15 protein-coding genes are annotated in these 17,075 nt (G+C 71.9%); 10 read left to right on the plus strand and 5 right to left on the minus strand.

The genetic code is table 11. From position 1 onward, the window contains the following. The first annotated feature begins 23 nt into the window (after positions 1-23). On the plus strand, positions 24-494 hold the full coding sequence (locus IE217_RS28790) for an HXXEE domain-containing protein (protein WP_229865673.1): 471 nt from the start codon (positions 24-26) through the stop codon (positions 492-494). Here IE217_RS28790 and IE217_RS28795 read toward each other — a convergent pair. Further along, on the minus strand, positions 448-1,131 hold the full coding sequence (locus IE217_RS28795; RefSeq protein ID WP_190180875.1) for a glycerophosphodiester phosphodiesterase: 684 nt from the start codon (positions 1,129-1,131) through the stop codon (positions 448-450). The two genes, IE217_RS28790 and IE217_RS28795, sit on opposite strands and share 47 nt — an antisense overlap. A 68-nt stretch (positions 1,132-1,199) precedes the next feature. Continuing rightward, positions 1,200-2,249 carry an adenosine deaminase gene (locus IE217_RS28800; protein WP_190180876.1) on the minus strand — a complete coding sequence of 350 codons (1,050 nt, stop codon included), beginning with the start codon at positions 2,247-2,249 and terminating at the stop codon, positions 1,200-1,202. A gap of 287 nt (positions 2,250-2,536) precedes the next feature. On the opposite strand from IE217_RS28800, the gene IE217_RS28805 reads away from it, so the two are divergent. After that, a complete protein-coding gene (locus IE217_RS28805) occupies positions 2,537-3,202 on the plus strand; it encodes a DUF4190 domain-containing protein (protein ID WP_190180877.1) in 666 nt (221 codons plus the stop codon). 94 nt (positions 3,203-3,296) lie between these two features. Then, positions 3,297-3,755 (plus strand): DUF4190 domain-containing protein, encoded by a 459-nt coding sequence (locus IE217_RS28810; RefSeq protein WP_190180878.1) that lies wholly within the window; start codon positions 3,297-3,299, stop codon positions 3,753-3,755. Between the two features lie 442 nt (positions 3,756-4,197). Here the strand turns inward: IE217_RS28810 and ybiA are convergent, their stop codons facing one another. After that, complete coding sequence (gene ybiA, locus IE217_RS28815; protein WP_190180879.1) at positions 4,198-4,758, minus strand: riboflavin biosynthesis intermediates N-glycosidase; 561 nt, start codon at positions 4,756-4,758, stop codon at positions 4,198-4,200. A gap of 211 nt (positions 4,759-4,969) precedes the next feature. Between ybiA and IE217_RS28820 the strand changes: the two genes are divergently transcribed. The 7 genes from IE217_RS28820 to IE217_RS28850 all read left to right on the plus strand — a co-directional run bounded on the left by IE217_RS28820 (position 4,970) and on the right by IE217_RS28850 (position 14,597). Further along, positions 4,970-6,505, plus strand: a complete 1,536-nt coding sequence (locus IE217_RS28820; RefSeq protein ID WP_190180880.1) for a gamma-aminobutyraldehyde dehydrogenase — start codon at positions 4,970-4,972, stop codon at positions 6,503-6,505. 50 nt (positions 6,506-6,555) lie between these two features. Continuing rightward, positions 6,556-7,803 carry a polyamine ABC transporter substrate-binding protein gene (locus tag IE217_RS28825; protein WP_190180881.1) on the plus strand — a complete coding sequence of 416 codons (1,248 nt, stop codon included), beginning with the start codon at positions 6,556-6,558 and terminating at the stop codon, positions 7,801-7,803. Further along, entirely contained in the window at positions 7,800-8,963 is a 1,164-nt protein-coding gene (locus IE217_RS28830) for an ABC transporter ATP-binding protein (RefSeq protein ID WP_190180882.1), read from the plus strand. Before IE217_RS28825 ends, IE217_RS28830 begins: the two co-directional genes overlap by 4 nt. Then, on the plus strand, positions 8,963-9,892 hold the full coding sequence (locus tag IE217_RS28835; protein ID WP_190180883.1) for an ABC transporter permease: 930 nt from the start codon (positions 8,963-8,965) through the stop codon (positions 9,890-9,892). The genes IE217_RS28830 and IE217_RS28835 overlap by 1 nt, the downstream gene beginning before the upstream one ends. Continuing rightward, positions 9,893-10,693 carry an ABC transporter permease gene (locus IE217_RS28840; protein WP_190180884.1) on the plus strand — a complete coding sequence of 267 codons (801 nt, stop codon included), beginning with the start codon at positions 9,893-9,895 and terminating at the stop codon, positions 10,691-10,693. Positions 10,694-10,723: 30 nt separating this feature from the next. Further along, positions 10,724-12,151 (plus strand): NAD(P)/FAD-dependent oxidoreductase, encoded by a 1,428-nt coding sequence (locus IE217_RS28845; protein WP_190180885.1) that lies wholly within the window; start codon positions 10,724-10,726, stop codon positions 12,149-12,151. A gap of 610 nt (positions 12,152-12,761) precedes the next feature. Continuing rightward, a complete protein-coding gene (locus IE217_RS28850) occupies positions 12,762-14,597 on the plus strand; it encodes a chitinase (RefSeq protein WP_190180886.1) in 1,836 nt (611 codons plus the stop codon). Here IE217_RS28850 and IE217_RS28855 read toward each other — a convergent pair. Both IE217_RS28855 and gabT read right to left on the minus strand, forming a co-directional pair. Next, a complete protein-coding gene (locus IE217_RS28855) occupies positions 14,536-15,273 on the minus strand; it encodes a phosphatase PAP2 family protein (RefSeq protein ID WP_190180887.1) in 738 nt (245 codons plus the stop codon). The genes IE217_RS28850 and IE217_RS28855 overlap by 62 nt on opposite strands. Before the next feature lie 402 nt (positions 15,274-15,675). Further along, a complete protein-coding gene (gene gabT / locus IE217_RS28860; protein ID WP_190180888.1) occupies positions 15,676-17,010 on the minus strand; it encodes a 4-aminobutyrate--2-oxoglutarate transaminase in 1,335 nt (444 codons plus the stop codon). Positions 17,011-17,075 lie beyond the last annotated feature (65 nt).

Below are 17,075 nucleotides of genomic sequence, written 5' to 3' on the forward strand. Positions count from 1 at the left end.
GCCGCTGGAACAGGATCGTGGGCCTGTGGCGGACTCACCGCCGTGACGACAGCCACGGCGGCGGGCGAGTGGGCCCGGAGGTCACCCTCGGGCTGCCGGCCGCGTGGGCCCTGCACGACGCCGAGGAACCGGCCGCCCTGCCGTGCTGGTCGCGGCGCGACGTGCCCCGGCTGCGGCAGCGGCCGACCGCCTTCCAGGTCGCGCTGAGCGGCTTCGGCCTGCACGGCCTGGTCCACCTCGCCCAGGCCGTGGCGGTGCGCGGCTGCACCCCCGGATCCGCGACCTCGCCGGTCGTGGTGGTCCCGTTCACGCTCTGGGCGCGCGGCCGGCCGCGGCGGGCCGGTGTGCCGCGGCCGGCACGCCCGTGGGACGTGGCGGTGGGCATCGGGGCGGCGGCCGCGGCCACGGTCGCCTCGCACATGGCGGCCCGGCGGCTGCTCGGCGGGCTCAGCGGCCGCGCAGGGCGCTCAGCAGGTCGACGCGGTTGGTCGTGACCGAGTCGGCGCCCAGGTCCAGCAGGCGGCGCAGGGAGCGGCGGGTGTCCGGCGTCCACACGGACAGCAGGTGGCCGCCCTTGTGGACGTGGGCCGCGAGGGCGCGGTCCACCAGGCCGAAGCGGTAGTTCAGCCAGCGCGGCCGTACGGCGTCGAGCAGTCCCGCACGCGGGGGAGCGAGCGTCGTCCAGGTCAGGGCGATCTCGGCGGACGGGTCGGCCGCGCGCACCGCTAGCATCGCCTGGGCGCCCGCGCAGTAGTACACGCGCTCCCCGGCCCCGCAGTCGCCGACCACGCCCACGATCCGCCGCACGGCCGCCACGCCCGGGCCGCCGGGCAGGTCCACCATCACCCGGCTGCCCTCCGTCGCGGCCAGCGCCTCGGCCAGTGTCGGCACCCCGCCACCCGTGAGCTCCTCCACCTCCCGCGCGGACAGCGAGCGCAGCGGACGGTCGTGCCCCCACAGCCGCTTGAGCGTCTCGTCGTGCAGCAGCACGGGCACGCCGTCCCGGGTCAGGCGTACGTCGATCTCCACCGCGTCCGCGCCCTGGTCGAGCGCGGAGCGCAGTGAGGCGATCGTGTTCTCGCGGAAGCGGTAGGGGTCGCCGCGGTGCGCCACGGCGGTCACGGTCTGCATGGCCCCCATTGTGTCCCGCGGGCCGGTGTCCGGGCGCGGAGCGGGGGGCAGGGGTCCCGGGGCTCGGATCAGGGGGCGAGCCAGGCCTCGGTGTAGGCGTCGATCTCCTGGGTGAGCCGGGCCTTGCCGGCCTCGTCGAGGAAGGACGCGCGCACCGCGTTCGTGGCGAGCTCGGCGATGCCCCGCTCGTCGAGGCCGAGGAGGCGGGCGGCCACCGCGTACTCGTTGTTGAGGTCGGTGCCGAACATCGGCGGGTCGTCGGAGTTGATCGTGACCAGCACCCCGGCGCGGGCGAACTCCCTGATCGGGTGCTCGTCGAGGGTGCGGACGGCGCGGGTGGCGATGTTGGAGGTCGGGCAGACCTCCAGCGGGATCCGGTGCTCGGCGAGGTGGGCGAGCAGCTTCGGGTCCTGGGCGGAGCTGGTGCCGTGACCGATGCGCTCGGCGCGCAGCTCGGTCAGGGCGGCCCACACCGTCTCCGGTCCGGTGGTCTCGCCGGCGTGCGGAACGGAGTGCAGCCCGGCGGCGATCGCCCGGTCGAAGAACGGCTTGAACTGCGGCCGGGGCACGCCGATCTCGGGCCCGCCGAGCCCGAAGGACACCAGGCCCTCCGGGCGCAGCCGGTCGTCGGTGGCGAGCCGGGCGGTCTCCTCGGCCGACTCGAGCCCGGCCTCGCCGGGGATGTCGAAGCACCAGCGCAGCACGGTGCCGAACTCCGCCTCGGCCGCCTTGCGGGCGTCCTCGATGGCGTCCATGAAGGCGCGCTCGTCGATGCCGCGCCGGGTGGAGGAGAACGGCGTGATGGTCAGCTCGGCGTAGCGCACCTGCTGGCGGGCCAGGTCGCGGGCGACCTCGTAGGTCAGCAGCCGTACGTCCTCGGGGGTGCGGATCAGGTCGACGACGGACAGGTACACCTCGATGAAGTGGGCGAAGTCCGTGAAGGTGAAGTAGTCGGCCAGGGCCTCGGGGTCCGTGGGCACCTTGGAGTCGGGGTGGCGGGCGGCCAGTTCGGAGACGATCCGGGGGGACGCGGAGCCGACGTGGTGCACGTGCAGCTCGGCCTTGGGCAGTCCGGCGATGAAGGCGTGGGGGTCGCGGGGTGCGCGCTGGTCGGTCAAGGTGTCCCTCCCCGGGAACGGCACCGCGGGCCCCGGCGAGGGGTGGCGCGGTGCGGGTGATCGGCTGATCGATGAGCCAGGCCATCGTAGGCGTACGACTGGCGCGGCGCCGGGGCCGGGAGCGGTCCGGGGTGATCCCGGAACGGTGGCGGAGGGAGTTCCAGAGGGACTCGGAGTGATCCCGGAGCCGTTGCGGAGGCCGAGGGCCGGGCGTCGGGACCGGTGGCCGGGGCCGCGTGCCGGGGCCGTAGCATGGCGGGACGATCGACCGAGGGGGACGCGAGTACATGACGGACGGAACGCGGGCGGGCGGGGACGCCGGAGCCGGCGACAACCCGTGGGCGCCGCCCGGAAGCAGGCCCTCGCTGGACAAGACCCCGCCGCAGGACCAGGTGCCCGGGCAGATGCCCGGACAGCCGCCGTACACGCCGCCCTCGGTGCACGACCAGGCCACGATGGCGTCCATGCCGGCCGCGCCCTTCGCCGCGCCCGGCGCCGACTCCGCGGTGCCCCCGCCGCCGGTGGCCCCCACCGGACCGGCCGCCCCGGCCGGCTACGGCTACCCCGCCTACCCCACGTATCCCGGCCCGGCGGGCTACGGCGGCTGGCCGGGCATGCCCATGGCCCCGCAGAACGGCATGGGCACCGCCGCGATGGTGCTCGGCATCCTGTCCTGCTGCCTGTTCTGCCTCTACGGCGTGGTGTCGCTGGTGCTCGGCATCCTCGCCGTGGTGTTCGGCGTCAAGGGCCGGCGCCGGGCGGAGCGCGGTGAGGCCACCAACCACGGGCAGGCACAGGCGGGGCTGGTGATGGGGATCATCGGCATCTTCCTCGGCATCGCCGTGATCGTGCTGCTCGCGATAGGGATCACCACCGCGATCCAGCACGAGGAGGACAGCGACCCGTACTACGGCGCGCTCCGGCCCGCCGTCACGGTGCTCGCCGACCGCTGAACCCGGTCCCGCGCAACAGTCTCGGCGGACGGTGTCCCCCACGGCGAACAGGGCCATTACGATGCCTGACTGTCAACGGAGGGGAGACCAGACCATGTCCGACACGCAGCCCAACCACGGTGGATTCGGGCCGCCGTCCCAGCCGCCGCAGCAGCCCGCGCCGGGCTACGGCTACCCGCAGCAGTCCGGCCCGGGTTACGGCTATCCGCAGGGCCAGCCCGGCTACCCGGCCGCGCCCCCGGTCTATCCGCAGACCCCCGGCTACGGCATGCCCGCGCAGCCGAGCAACGGCATGGGGACCACGGGTCTGGTGCTCGGCATCATCGGCGTCGTGTGCAGCCTGACCTTCATCTTCTGGTTCTTCGGGGTCATCCTCGGCATCCTCGGGATCATCTTCGGCGCCATCGGCCGCGGCAAGGCCACCCGCGGCGAGGCCACCAACAAGGGCGCCGCGACCGCGGGCCTGGTGTGCGGAATCGTCGCCACGGTGGTCCTGCCCCTGCTGGGCCTCCTGGTCTTCGCCAGCTTCATGAGCAGCAGCAGCACCTTCTGACCCCCCGGCCCGCCGCGCCCCCACCCGGCGCGGCCGGCCGACGGGCGGCTCCCACCGCCCCGGCCGCTCGCCGGGTCCGCGCCCCGGAGCACGGCCGGCCCGGCCGTCCTCCGGTGGCCGGCCTCGCCCGCCCGGGCGCGCCGTCGCGCGGCCGCGCGACGCGCCGACGACCCGCCGACGACCCGCCGTGACGGCGGGCTGACGCGCCGCCCATCAGCCGCGGCGCCCCCGACGACCGGGCCTTAAGGAGCCGACCCCGCAGCCGCCCCCGCGCGATCGGCCCGCCGCACCCACCTCCCGAGGCGCACCCACCTCCCGAGGCGCAGCCGCCTGCTCTGCCGCGGCCTGCGGCGACGAAGGTGTGACGCGCGGTGACGCGCAGCCCCCCTGCTCACCGCCGCGTACTCCACGGTCCCCGGGCCGTATCGCGGTGGCGGCGAGGCTACGGCGTCGCCCGCAGGCGGGATCGGGCCTCCATCAGGGCGAAGCCCAGGAGGTTGGGGCCGCGCCACCGGCGTGGGTCGCCGGCCGCCTCGGCGTCGGCCGGGAGGCCTATGCCCCAGACGCGGTCGAGCGGGCTCGCTTCGACCAGGACCCGGTCGCCCGTGTTCAACAGGAACTCCCTCAGGTCCGGGTGGGCCGTGAATTTGTGGATGCTGCCCTCGGTCACCAGGGCGAACCGCTCTCGCGCCCACTTCTCCTCGTCGAAGCCGCGCACCAGGCGGCCCGACTTCTTGGCCTGCGCCGGATGGCCCGCGGCCAGTACCCGCCGCTCCGCCTCCGCGTCCTGGAACAGCCGGGCCTTGCCGGCCATCATCCAGTGCTCCGCGCTCGCGTACGTCACCCCGTCCACGGTGAACGGCGAGGGCCACCACTGGCTCAGGCAGCTCGGGCCCACCCGGCCGTCGGGCCGCGGCCGGTGCCCCCAGAAGTGCAGGTACTTGACCCTCGCCCCCGCCTGGACCTGCCTGATCAGAACTTCCCAGGAATCGATCTTCCCCATGCACGCGAGTGTGGCACGCACCACTGACACTCCGTCCCCCCTTTTCCGCGCCGACTCGACACCTGGTCGACAGATTCCGTCGCGTAACCAAAAGGCAACAACGGAATCACTTGTTGGAGTCCCATAGCTCTGTCAGGATCGGCACTCAAATCGAGCTGGAGCTACGCCAGCCGCCCCCGTGGAAGAGCGGGTGGCGGCGGAGGAGAGCGACATGCACAACCCGGGCACCGCCACCTCGGGCCGGTTTCCGGCCCACGAGCGTTTCGCGGACGGCGCACAGTTCATCGCGGGCCGCTCCGCCAAGGGCACCTCGGGCCGCACGCACGCGGTCGTCGACCCGGCCACCGGCAGGGAGGTCCACGTCTACGACCTGGCCGGCACCGAGGACGTCGACGCCGCCGTAGCCGCCGCGCGCGAGGCGTTCCCCGGCTGGGCCGGCGCCACGCCGGGCGAGCGCTCGGACGCGATGCACCGCTTCGCGGCCGTCCTCGCCGACCGTGCCGAGGACCTGGCCCGCGCCGAGTCCCTGCAGTGCGGCAAGCCGCTGAAGCTGACCCGCGAGTTCGACGTGCCGGGCACCATCGACAACACGGCGTTCTTCGCGGGCGCCGCCCGCCACCTGCAGGGCCAGTCGGCCGGCGAGTACTCCGGCGACCACACCTCCTACGTCCGCCGCGAGCCGATAGGCGTCGTAGGGTCCATCGCGCCCTGGAACTACCCGCTCCAGATGGCCGCCTGGAAGATCCTCCCGGCGATCGCGGCGGGCAACACCATCGTGCTGAAGCCCGCCGAGCTGACCCCGCTGACCTCGCTGATGTTCGCGCAGGCCGCCACCGACGCGGGCATCCCGGACGGCGTGATCAACATCGTCACCGGCACCGGCCGGGAGGCCGGCGAGCACCTGGTCGGCCACCCGGACGTGGCGATGACCTCCTTCACCGGCTCCACGCGCGTCGGCAGGCGCGTCGCCGAGATCGCCACCGCCACCGTCAAGCGCCTGCACCTGGAGCTCGGCGGCAAGGCCCCCTTCGTGGTCTTCGACGACGCCGACCTCGACGCGGCCGTCAACGGCGCGGTCGCGGGCGCCCTCATCAACACCGGCCAGGACTGCACCGCCGCCACGCGCGCGTATGTGCAGCGCCCGCTCTACGAGGCGTTCGTCGAGCGGACGGCCGCCCTGATGGAGACCGTGCGCCTGGGCGACCCGTTCGCCCACGGGACCGACCTCGGACCGCTCATCTCGCACGCCCAGCGCGACCGGGTGGCCGGCTTCGTCGACCGGGCCCGCGCCTACGCGCGCGTGGTCACCGGCGGCGAGGCCCCCGAGGGCGAGCTGAAGGACGGCGCCTACTACCGGCCCACCCTGGTCGCCGACGCCCCGCAGGACAGCGAGATCGTCCAGTCGGAGATCTTCGGCCCGGTATTGGTCGTGCTGCCGTTCGACAGTGATGATGAGGGCATCCGGCTGGCCAACGACACTCCGTACGGTCTGGCCGCCTCGGCGTGGAGCCGGGACGTCTACCGGGCGAACCGGGCGACCCGGGAGATCAAGGCGGGATGCGTGTGGATCAACGACCACATCCCGATCATCAGCGAGATGCCGCACGGCGGATACGGACAGTCCGGCTTCGGCAAGGACATGTCCGCCTACTCCTTCGAGGAGTACACGCAGATCAAGCACGTCATGTTCGACAACACGGCGGTGGCCCGCAAGGACTGGCACCGCACGATCTTCGGGGACCGCTAGCCACCACCGGCCTGTGACCGGGCCGATCCTCCCGAAAGGGCACCACGCGCATGGAGCAGTACGAGCCCGACCGCCTGGCTCCGGCCCAAGTGGCCGCCATACGACGCAGCTTCCGCAACGGGCGGGCCTCCTTCACCCGTCGTTCGCTGCTGCGCGCCTCCGCGGGCGGCGCGCTCACCGTCGGCGGACTCGGGGCGCTGAGCGCCTGCGGGATCCCCGCGGCCGGCAAGACCCAGGGCGGCACCTCCGCCGAGGACCACTCGGCCAAGGAGAAGGTGGTGAACTTCTCCAACTGGCCCGAGTACATCGACGTCGACAGCAGCGGCAAGCACCACCCGACGCTGGAGACGTTCGCCAGGCGGACCGGCATCCAGGTCAAGTACACCGAGGACATCAACGACAACAACGAGTTCTTCGGCAAGATCAAGCCGCAGCTCGCCGCCGGCCAGGACACCGGCCGGGACCTGATCGTCCTCACCGACTGGCTCGCCGCGCGGCTGATCCGCCTGGGCTGGGTGCAGAAGCTCGACCCGGCGAACCTGCCGCAGGCGTTCGCCAACCTGGCCGAGCAGTACCGCAGGCCCGACTGGGACCCGGGCCGCGCCTACTCCTACCCCTGGCAGGGCGTTTCCACGGTCATCGCCTACAACAAGAAGGCGCTGGACGGCATCGAGGTGAAGTCGGTCTCCGACCTGCTGGACAACCCCAAGCTCAAGGGCCGGGTCTCCTTCCTGTCCGAGATGCGCGACACCATGGGCATGACCGTGCTCGACATGGGCAAGGACCCGGCGAAGGTCACCGACGACGACTTCGACGCGGCGATCGCCCGTCTCCAGAAGGCGGTCGACAAGGGGCAGATCCGCCGCTTCACCGGCAACGACTACACCTCCGACCTGGCCAAGGGCGACATCGCCGCCTGTGTCGCCTGGGGCGGGGACATCGTCCAGCTCCAGTCGGACAGCCCCGACGTCGACTACGTCATCCCGGACGCCGGCTGGCTCACCTCGACCGACAACATGCTGATCCCGAACAAGGCCCGCCACAAGGCCAACGCCGAACGGCTGATCGACTTCTTCTACGAGCCCCGGCAGGCCGCCCAGCTCTCCGCCTACGTCGCCTACATGAGCCCCGTCGACGGGGCGAAGGAGGAACTGGCCAAGATCGACAAGGCCTCCGCGGAGAACCCGCTGATCATCCCCACCAAGGACATGGTGGCCAAGGCCCACTCCTTCCGCGCCCTGAGCGACAAGGAAGAGGCGGCCTACGAAGAGAAGTTCGCGAAGCTCACAGGGGCGTGACGACAATGACGACCACGGACAACAGCGGCGACGTCCGCCTCTCCGGAATCAGCAAGACCTACGGCAGCTTCACCGCCGTGCACCCGCTGGACCTGACCGTGCCGCAGGGCTCCTTCTTCGCCCTGCTCGGCGCCTCCGGCTGCGGCAAGACCACCACCCTGCGCATGATCGCGGGCCTGGAGGAGCCCACCCTGGGCACCGTCCACCTCGGTGACCAGGACGTGACGCACCTGCCGCCGTACAAACGCCCGGTCAACACCGTCTTCCAGTCCTACGCCCTCTTCCCGCACCTGGACATCTTCGAGAACGTCGCCTTCGGTCTGCGCCGGCGCGGCATCAAGAGCGTCAAGAAGCAGGTCGAGGAGATGCTGGAGCTGGTCCAGCTCGGCGAGCAGGCGCGCAAGAAGCCGCACCAGCTCTCCGGCGGCCAGCAGCAGCGCGTGGCGGTCGCCCGCGCGCTGATCAACCACCCCAAGGTGCTGCTGCTGGACGAGCCGCTCGGGGCGCTCGACCTCAAGCTGCGCCGCCAGATGCAGCTGGAGCTCAAGCGCATCCAGATGGAGGTCGGCATCACCTTCATCCACGTCACGCACGACCAGGAGGAGGCCATGACCATGGCCGACACGGTCGCCGTGATGAACGCCGGCCGCGTCGAGCAGCTCGGTTCGCCCGCCGACCTCTACGAGAACCCGCAGACCACCTTCGTCGCCAACTTCCTCGGCACCTCCAACCTGATCGAGGCCGAGGTCGACTCCACGAGCGGCGACGACATCGTCCTGAAGGCGGGCGGCGGCAAGCTGTCCCTGCCCTCGGCGCGCTGCTCGGCCCCGGCGGCGACCGGCGGCAAGGTGCTGGTCGGCATCCGCCCGGAGAAGATCTCCCTGACCGCCGCCGCCGACGCCGGGGAGATCCCCGAGGGCCGCAACCGCATCACGGGCCGGATCGTCGACTCCAGCTTCATCGGCGTCTCCACCCAGTACGTGATCGACAGCCCCGTCTGCCCCGAGTTCGAGGTCTACGCCCAGAACATCGACCGCGACGCCCGCCTGGTGCCCGGCGCCGAGGTGGTCCTGCACTGGAACCCGGCGCACACCTTCGGCCTTGACGCGGCCCAGGACATCGACGCCGGCGTGGAGACCGTCGAGGAGGAGGCCGCCTGATGACCGCAGTCACCGAGGCGCCCCCACCACTGGCGCCCACCACCCCCGGCAAGAAGCCCCCGCGCAGGCGGGGCCGCCTCACTCCGTACTGGCTGCTGCTGCCCGGCATGCTCTGGCTCGTGGTGTTCTTCGCGCTGCCGATGATCTACCAGGCCTCCACCTCCGTGCAGCAGGGCTCCCTGGAGGAGGGCTACAAGGTCACCTGGCACTTCGTGACCTACTGGGACGCGCTGTCGGAGTACTGGCCGCAGTTCCTGCGCTCGGTCATGTACGCGGCCTCCGCGACCGTCCTGTGCCTGCTGCTCGGCTACCCGCTGGCCTACCTGATCGCCTTCCGCGCGGGGCGCTGGCGCAACCTGATCATGATCCTGGTGATCGCGCCGTTCTTCACCAGCTTCCTGATCCGCACTCTGGCCTGGAAGACGATCCTCGCCGACGGCGGGCCGGTCGTCGGCGCGCTGAACGCGCTGCACGTCCTGGACGTCACCAACTGGCTCGGCTGGACGGCCGGCGACCGGGTGCTCGCCACACCGCTGGCGGTGGTGTGCGGACTGACGTACAACTTCCTGCCGTTCATGATCCTGCCGCTCTACACCTCGCTGGAGCGCATCGACGGCCGGCTGCACGAGGCGGCGGGCGACCTGTACGCCAGGCCCTGGACCACCTTCCGCAAGGTGACCTTCCCGCTGTCGATGCCGGGCGTGGTCTCCGGCACGCTGCTCACCTTCATCCCGGCGGCGGGCGACTACGTCAACGCCGAACTCCTCGGCTCCACCGACACCCGCATGATCGGCAACGTCATCCAGACCCAGTTCCTGCGGATCCTGGACTACCCGACGGCGGCCGCGCTGTCCTTCATCCTCATGGCCGCGATTCTCCTCATGGTCACGATCTACATCCGCAAGTCCGGGACGGAGGATCTGGTCTAAATGCCCTTCGTCAACTGGCTCAAGCGCCGTCTCGTCGTCATCGCGGGACTGCTGACGCTCGGCTACCTGCTGCTGCCGAACGTCATCGTCACGGTGTTCTCCTTCAACAAGCCGAAGGGGCGCTTCAACTACCAGTGGCAGCAGTTCTCCACCGACGCCTGGAAGGACCCCTGCGGCGTCGCCGGCATGTGCGGCTCGCTGGGCATCAGCCTCCAGATCGCCCTGTGGGCGACGGTCGGCGCCACCCTCCTCGGCACGATGATCGCCTTCGCGCTGGTCCGCTACCGCTTCCGCGCGCGGGCCGCGGTGAACTCGCTGATCTTCCTGCCGATGGCCATGCCCGAGGTGGTCATGGCGGCCTCGCTGCTCACCCTGTTCCTCAACATGGGCGCGCAGCTGGGCTTCTGGACCATCCTCATCGCCCACATCATGTTCTGCCTGAGCTTCGTGGTCGTCGCGGTCAAGGCGCGCGTGATGTCGATGGACCCGCGCCTCGAGGAGGCCGCGCGCGACCTGTACGCCTCGCCCGCGCAGACCTTCCTGCGGGTCACCCTGCCGATCGCGGCACCGGGCATCGCCGCCGGCGCGCTGCTGTCGTTCGCGCTCTCCTTCGACGACTTCATCATCACCAACTTCAACGCGGGCTCGACCGTCACCTTCCCCATGTTCGTGTGGGGTTCGGCGCAGCGCGGCACCCCCGTGCAGATCAACGTCATCGGCACGGCCATGTTCCTCGTCGCCGTGCTGCTCGTGCTCGCCTCCATGCTCATCACCAACCGCCGCACCCGGCAGAAGGCATGACCCGGGACAACCCTGTGGGGAGTTGAAATCATGGCCCCGAGTGCCATGAGCCGCAGCAACGACTGGACGAGATCCCTTTCCGAGGCGCAGCCGGTGCCGTACTGGCTGGACGACCCCGGCCGGCCGCGCCCCGAGCCCGCGCTCACCGGCGCCGACGACTGCGACCTGCTGGTCGTCGGCGGCGGCTACAGCGGGCTGTGGACCGCGCTGATCGCCAAGGAGCGCGACCCGGGCAGGGACGTGGTGCTGGTGGAGGGCCGCGAGGTGGGCTGGGCCGCCTCCGGCCGCAACGGCGGCTTCTGCGCCGCCTCCCTCACCCACGGCCTGGCCAACGGCCTCACCCGCTGGCCGGACGAGATCCACGCCCTGGAGGAGCTGGGCGCCCGCAACCTCGACGCCATCGAGGAGGCGGTCGCCCGGTACTCCATCGACTGCGACTTCGAGCGCACCGGCGAGATCGACGTCGCCACCGAGCCGTACCAGGCCCGGGAACTCAAGGACTGGTACGGGCAGTTGCAGGCCAAGGGCCTGGCCGAGGACATGGAGTACCTCGACAAGGACGCGGTGCGCGAACAGGTCGCCTCGCCCACCTTCGAGGCCGGCCTCCTGGACCGCAGGGGCGTCGCCATGCTGCACCCCGCCAAGCTGGCCTGGGGCCTGAAGCGGGCCTGCCTGAGCCTCGGCGTCCGCGTGTACGAGCACACCCCAGCCCTCACCCTCAAGCCGTACGGTGCCGCAATGGCCGTACGCACCCCCTACGGGCAGGTGCGCGCCCGCCGGGTCGCGCTCGGCACCAACGTCTTCCCCAGCCTGGTCAGACGCGTCCGCTCCTACACCGTCCCGGTGTACGACTACGCGCTGATGACCGAGCCGCTCACGGACGGGCAGATGGCCTCGATCGGCTGGAAGAACCGCCAGGGCCTCGGCGACAGCGCCAACCAGTTCCACTACTTCCGCCTGTCCGCCGACAACCGGATCCTGTGGGGCGGCTACGACGCCGTCTACCCCTACGGCGGCCGGGTGCGCGCCGAGTACGACGACCGCCCGGAGACCTACGCCAAGCTCGCCGGGCACTTCTTCACCTGCTTCCCGCAGCTGGAGGGCGTCCGCTTCACCCACGCCTGGGGCGGGGCGATCGACACCTGCTCGCGCTTCTCGGCCTTCTTCGGCACCGCGCACGAGGGCAGGGTGGCGTACGCGGCCGGGTACACGGGCCTGGGCGTGGGCGCGACCCGCTTCGGCGGCGAGGTGATGCTCGACCTGCTGGCGGGGGAGCGGACCGAGCGCACCGAGCTGGAGATGGTGCGCAGGAAGCCGCTGCCGTTCCCGCCCGAGCCGTTCGCGTGGACGGGCATCGCGCTCACCAAGTGGTCGCTGGCGCGGGCGGACGCGCACGGCGGCCGGCGCAATCTGTGGCTGCGGACGATGGACCGGCTGGGGCTGGGCTTCGACAGCTGACCCCCCGGCGCACGCGAGCGCGGCCTGCGGGCCGGCCCACCAACGAGCGGCCCGTTCCCGCGCAATGGCCGACGGCGACCTCCCTCCACCTCGTGACCCGACCGGCGTCCACGAGGCGAAGGGAGGTCTTCTCATGACGGCACCCGGGCGAGGACGGCGGTCCGGGGGCCGACGACGATCGCGCCGGCCCCCGAGTCGTGCGGCCGGCGGCGGGAGCGCGACCGGCGGGCGACCGCCCTGCCGCCCGCCGGAAAGGCCTGGGACGTACTGACCCTGCCGGGCCGCCTCGGTACGGGCGTGCTCGGCCGGGGCCGCCCCGCGGACCGCCGTGCCCAGTCCGGGCCGCGCCGCGCCGGCGGCAAGGCGTGCCGGCTGGTGCCGCCCGGCGGCTCGGGCGCCCTCCCCGAGCCAGCCCTGCTGGAACGGGTGATGCGCGAGGTGGCGGCGGGCCTGGCCGCGGGGAGGGCCGCCGCGCGGGGGGCGGGAACGCGGGGCCGGCCGGGCGGGCGGGGGTGCGGCGGGGCTTGACAAAGGAATTGGTCTGGACCAAGTTGGGCGCGCTCCACTTCCCATTCCCCGCCCTCCATCTCCCCCATGCCCGGAGGCACTTGTGGATCGCGACAGAACCGGACCCGCCCCCCGCCGCCTGCTCGCGGCGCTCACGGCGACCCTGCTGGCCCTGCCCGGCCTGACCGCACTCTCGTCGGCCGCCGCCCACGCGGCCGACGCGGACCTGCTGCGCAACGGCGGCTTCGAGTCGGGCCTGGACGGCTGGTCCTGCGCGGCCGGCTCCGGGGCGACGGTGAACTCCCCGGTCCACGGCGGCACTTCGGCCCTGCGGGCGACCCCGGCAGGCAGTGACAACGCCCAGTGCGCGCAGACGGTCGCCGTCCAGCCCAACTCCCAGTACACGCTGTCGGGTTACGTCCGCGGCTCCTACATCTACCTCGGCGCGAGCGGCACCGGCACCACCGACGTCTCCACCTGGACCCAGTCCGCCGCCGACTGGCAGCAGCTCACCACCACCTTCCGTACCGGCGCCTCCACCACCAGCGTCACCGTCTACACCCACGGCTGGTACGGCACGGGCGCCTACTACGCCGACGACCTCTCCCTCACCGGCCCGGGCGGCGGCACCGGACAGCAGCCGCCCGCCGCGCCCGCCGGGCTGAAGGCCGGCACGGTCACCTCCACCAGCGTGGCGCTGTCCTGGTCCGCGGTGACGGGGGCGACCGGCTACGCGGTCTACCGGGACGGCGCCAAGGTCCAGACGGTGACCGGCACTTCGGCGACCGTCACCGGCCTCGCCCCGTCCACGGCGTACGCCTTCCAGGTCACGGCGGTCAACGACGCGGGCGAGTCCGCGCGGTCGGCGACGGTGACCGCGACCACGGCCGCCGGTCCGGGCGGCCCGGGCGGCGGCGGCACGGACCTCCCGCCGCACGCGCTGGTCGGCTATCTGCACGCGAGCTTCGCCAACGGCTCCGGCTACACCCGCATGGCCGACGTGCCCGACAGCTGGGACGTCATCGACCTCGCCTTCGGCGAGCCCACCTCGGCCACCTCGGGCGACATCCGCTTCACCCGCTGCCCGGTCACCGAGTGCCCCACCGTGGAGAGCGACGCCGACTTCAAGGCGGCCATCAAGGCCAAGCAGGCGGCCGGCAAGAAGGTCCTCATCTCCATCGGCGGCCAGAACGGCCAGGTGCAGCTGACCACGACGGCGGCCCGGGACACCTTCGTCTCCTCCGTCTCGAAGATCATCGACGACTACGGCCTCGACGGCCTCGACATCGACTTCGAGGGCCACTCCCTGTCCCTGAACGCCGACGACACCGACTTCAGGAACCCGACCACCCCGGTGATCGTCAATCTGATCTCGGCCCTGAAGACTCTGAAGGCCAAGTACGGCGCCAAGTTCGTCCTGACCATGGCCCCGGAGACCTTCTTCGTGCAGATGGGCTACCAGTACTACGGCACCGGCAAATGGGGCGGCCAGGACCCGCGCTGCGGCGCCTACCTCCCGGTGATCCACGCCCTGCGCGACGACCTCACCCTGCTCCACGTCCAGGACTACAACTCGGGCCCGATCATGGGTCTGGACAACCAGTACCACTCCATGGGCGGCGCGGACTTCCACATCGCCATGACCGACATGCTCCTCACCGGCTTCCCGGTGGCGGGCGACTCCTCCAAAGTCTTCCCGCCGCTGCGCCCCGACCAGGTCGCGATCGGCATGCCCGCCTCCACCAACGCGGGCAACGGCTACGTCTCCCCGTCCGAGGTCACCAGGACCCTGGACTGCCTGACCAGGAAGACCAACTGCGGCTCGTACACCACCCACGGCACCTGGCCGGCCCTGCGCGGCCTGATGACCTGGTCGGTCAACTGGGACCGGTTCTCGAACTGGGAGTTCGAGAAGAACTTCGACGCGTACTTCGGCTGAGGAACGCGACGAACAGGTACAGCAGCGACAGCAGCACGGCGCCCAGGCACCAGCTGGCCGCCACGTCCAGCGGCCAGTGGTAGCCGCGCCGCACCAGCCCGAACGACACGGCGAGCACCAGCGCGCAGCACACGGCCACGACCGCGAGACGGGCGAGGGCCGTGCGCAGCAGCGGAAGGAGGACCAGCGTCCCGGACCCGTACGCGATCATGGCGGTCGCGGTGTGTCCGGACGGGAAGAAACCGACTCCGGGCGGCACGGCGGTGGTCCCGTGCCGCCCGGTCCACTCCTTGAGCGGCACGACCAGCGCCGGCAGGACCACCATCAGCGCGGCCGCCGCGAGCGGCGGCGCCCACCACCGGTCCACACCTGTGGCACGCCCCCGCAGGGCCGCGTACGCGAGGACGACGGCCAGCGCCGGGACCGCCACCCCGACGTTGCCGAGGTCGGCGAGCAGTTCGGAGGCGCGGTCGGGGTGCAGCAGCGCGTGGCTCACGTCGCGGTCCACGCCCAGCAGCGGACCGCGGTCGACGACCTGCCAGGTGATCAGCGCGAAGAGGACGGCCGGCAGCCCGATCAGGAACGACACGAAAGGGGCCCACCGGGCGGGACCGGCGGGCCTTGCCTGCGGGGTGGCGGACCCCTGCCCGAGGTCCCGGTCCGTGGCGGCCGACATGGTGCACAGCTTCGCAGACCCGCGCCGCGCACGTCGAAGGACCGGCGCAAGGGGGGGTGTGCGCCGGCCCTTCAGGGGGGCGGTCGTCCCATCTGACGTCGACCGTCCTGACCGGAACGTCGCGCGCCCCGGGGGGTTTGGGGCGGGCGACCGTCCGATCGGTGAGGAGACCCGGAGCCCGGGGGCTCCGGTTGTGTGCGCGAGGCACGGCCAGGTCGAAGCTGGGGAGGCATCGGCCTGATGCCGCCCACAGTCCCCTGTGGGCGGGTGTATCTCTCATCTGCCGTAGAAACTACGGCAGCGAAGGGGCCCGGAACAGCCGGAACGGCGTCCTGCCATCCACCTCGCACACCTTCTTCACACGGTCTGCCGCAGGCGTCACCGGGTGTGCGAATCCGCCGCTCAGATGCGCGTGAACGCCTGCTCGATGATGTCCAGTCCCTCGTTCAGGAGGTCCTCGCCGATCACCAGCGGGGGCAGGAAGCGCAGCACGTTGCCGTAGGTGCCACAGGTCAGGACCAGCAGGCCCTCGGCGTGGCAGGCCTTGGCGAGCGCGCCCGCCGCCTCGGGGGCGGGCTCCTTGGTGCCGCGGTCCTTGACCAGCTCGATGGCGATCATGGCGCCGCGGCCGCGGACCTCGCCGATGATGTCGAACTTCTCGGCCATGGCGCCGAGGCGGGCCTTCATGACCTCCTCGATCCGCCGCGCCTTGGCGTTGAGGTCGAGCTCCTTCATCGTCTCGATCGCGCCGATCGCGCCCGCGCAGGCGACGGGGTTGCCGCCGTAGGTGCCGCCCAGGCCGCCCGCGTGCGCGGCGTCCATGATCTCGGCGCGGCCGGTGACGGCGGCCAGCGGCAGGCCGCCCGCGATGCCCTTGGCGGTGGTGATCAGGTCCGGGACGATGCCCTCGTCCTCGCAGGCGAACCACTGGCCGGTGCGGCAGAAGCCGGACTGGATCTCGTCGGCGACGAAGACGATGCCGTTGTCGGCGGCGAACTGGCGGATCGCGGGCAGGAAGCCCTTGGCGGGCTCGATGAAGCCGCCCTCGCCGAGCACCGGCTCGATGATGATCGCGGCCACGTTCTCCGCGCCGACCTGCTTGGTGATCTGGTCGATGGCCTGCTTGGCGGCCTCGGGGCCGGCGTTCTGAGGGCCGGTCGGCCAGCGGTAGCCGTAGGCGACCGGGACGCGGTAGACCTCGGGCGCGAAGGGGCCGAAGCCGTGCTTGTACGGCATGTTCTTGGCGGTGAGCGCCATGGTGAGGTTCGTACGGCCGTGGTAGCCGTGGTCGAACACGACGACCGCCTGGCGCCTGGTGTACGCGCGGGCGATCTTGACCGCGTTCTCCACCGCCTCGGCGCCGCTGTTGAACAGGGCCGACTTCTTGGCGTGGTCACCCGGCGTGAGCTCGGCCAGCGCCTCGGCGACGGCCACGTAGCCCTCGTACGGCGTGACCATGAAACAGGTGTGGGTGAAGTCGGCGAGCTGCGCGGAGGCGCGGCGTACGACCGCCTCGGCGGAGGCGCCGACCGAGGTCACGGCGATGCCGGAGCCGAAGTCGATGATCCGGTTGCCGTCGACGTCCTCGATGATGCCGCCGCCCGCGCGGGTGACGAAGACCGGCAGCGTGGAGCCCACGCCCTGCGCGACCGCGGCGAGACGGCGGGCCTGCAGCTCCTGCGACTTCGGGCCGGGAATGGCGGTGACGACGCGGCGCTCCTGCTCAAGTGCGGTCATGGGGGCTCCCTGATGAGATCTTGCGAGTCTTGCCCTCGGGGGCGTTTTTCGGACGCTTTCCTGCT

It is taken from the genome of Streptomyces naganishii JCM 4654, assembly GCF_014650575.1.
GTDB classification, from domain to species: domain Bacteria; phylum Actinomycetota; class Actinomycetes; order Streptomycetales; family Streptomycetaceae; genus Streptomyces; species Streptomyces naganishii.

Excerpts from the sequence above, each read along its gene's own strand:
- IE217_RS28795 (WP_190180875.1), bottom strand. The coding sequence starts at position 1,131 with ATGCAGACCGTGACCGCCGTGGCGCACCGCGGCGACCCCTACCGCTTC.
- IE217_RS28805 (WP_190180877.1), top strand. The coding sequence starts at position 2,537 with ATGACGGACGGAACGCGGGCGGGCGGGGACGCCGGAGCCGGCGACAAC.
- IE217_RS28810 (WP_190180878.1), top strand. The coding sequence starts at position 3,297 with ATGTCCGACACGCAGCCCAACCACGGTGGATTCGGGCCGCCGTCCCAG.
- ybiA (WP_190180879.1), bottom strand. The coding sequence starts at position 4,758 with ATGGGGAAGATCGATTCCTGGGAAGTTCTGATCAGGCAGGTCCAGGCG.
- IE217_RS28820 (WP_190180880.1), top strand. The coding sequence starts at position 4,970 with ATGCACAACCCGGGCACCGCCACCTCGGGCCGGTTTCCGGCCCACGAG.
- IE217_RS28825 (WP_190180881.1), top strand. The coding sequence starts at position 6,556 with ATGGAGCAGTACGAGCCCGACCGCCTGGCTCCGGCCCAAGTGGCCGCC.
- IE217_RS28835 (WP_190180883.1), top strand. The coding sequence starts at position 8,963 with ATGACCGCAGTCACCGAGGCGCCCCCACCACTGGCGCCCACCACCCCC.
- IE217_RS28840 (WP_190180884.1), top strand. The coding sequence starts at position 9,893 with ATGCCCTTCGTCAACTGGCTCAAGCGCCGTCTCGTCGTCATCGCGGGA.
- IE217_RS28845 (WP_190180885.1), top strand. The coding sequence starts at position 10,724 with ATGGCCCCGAGTGCCATGAGCCGCAGCAACGACTGGACGAGATCCCTT.
- IE217_RS28855 (WP_190180887.1), bottom strand. The coding sequence starts at position 15,273 with ATGTCGGCCGCCACGGACCGGGACCTCGGGCAGGGGTCCGCCACCCCG.
- gabT (WP_190180888.1), bottom strand. The coding sequence starts at position 17,010 with ATGACCGCACTTGAGCAGGAGCGCCGCGTCGTCACCGCCATTCCCGGC.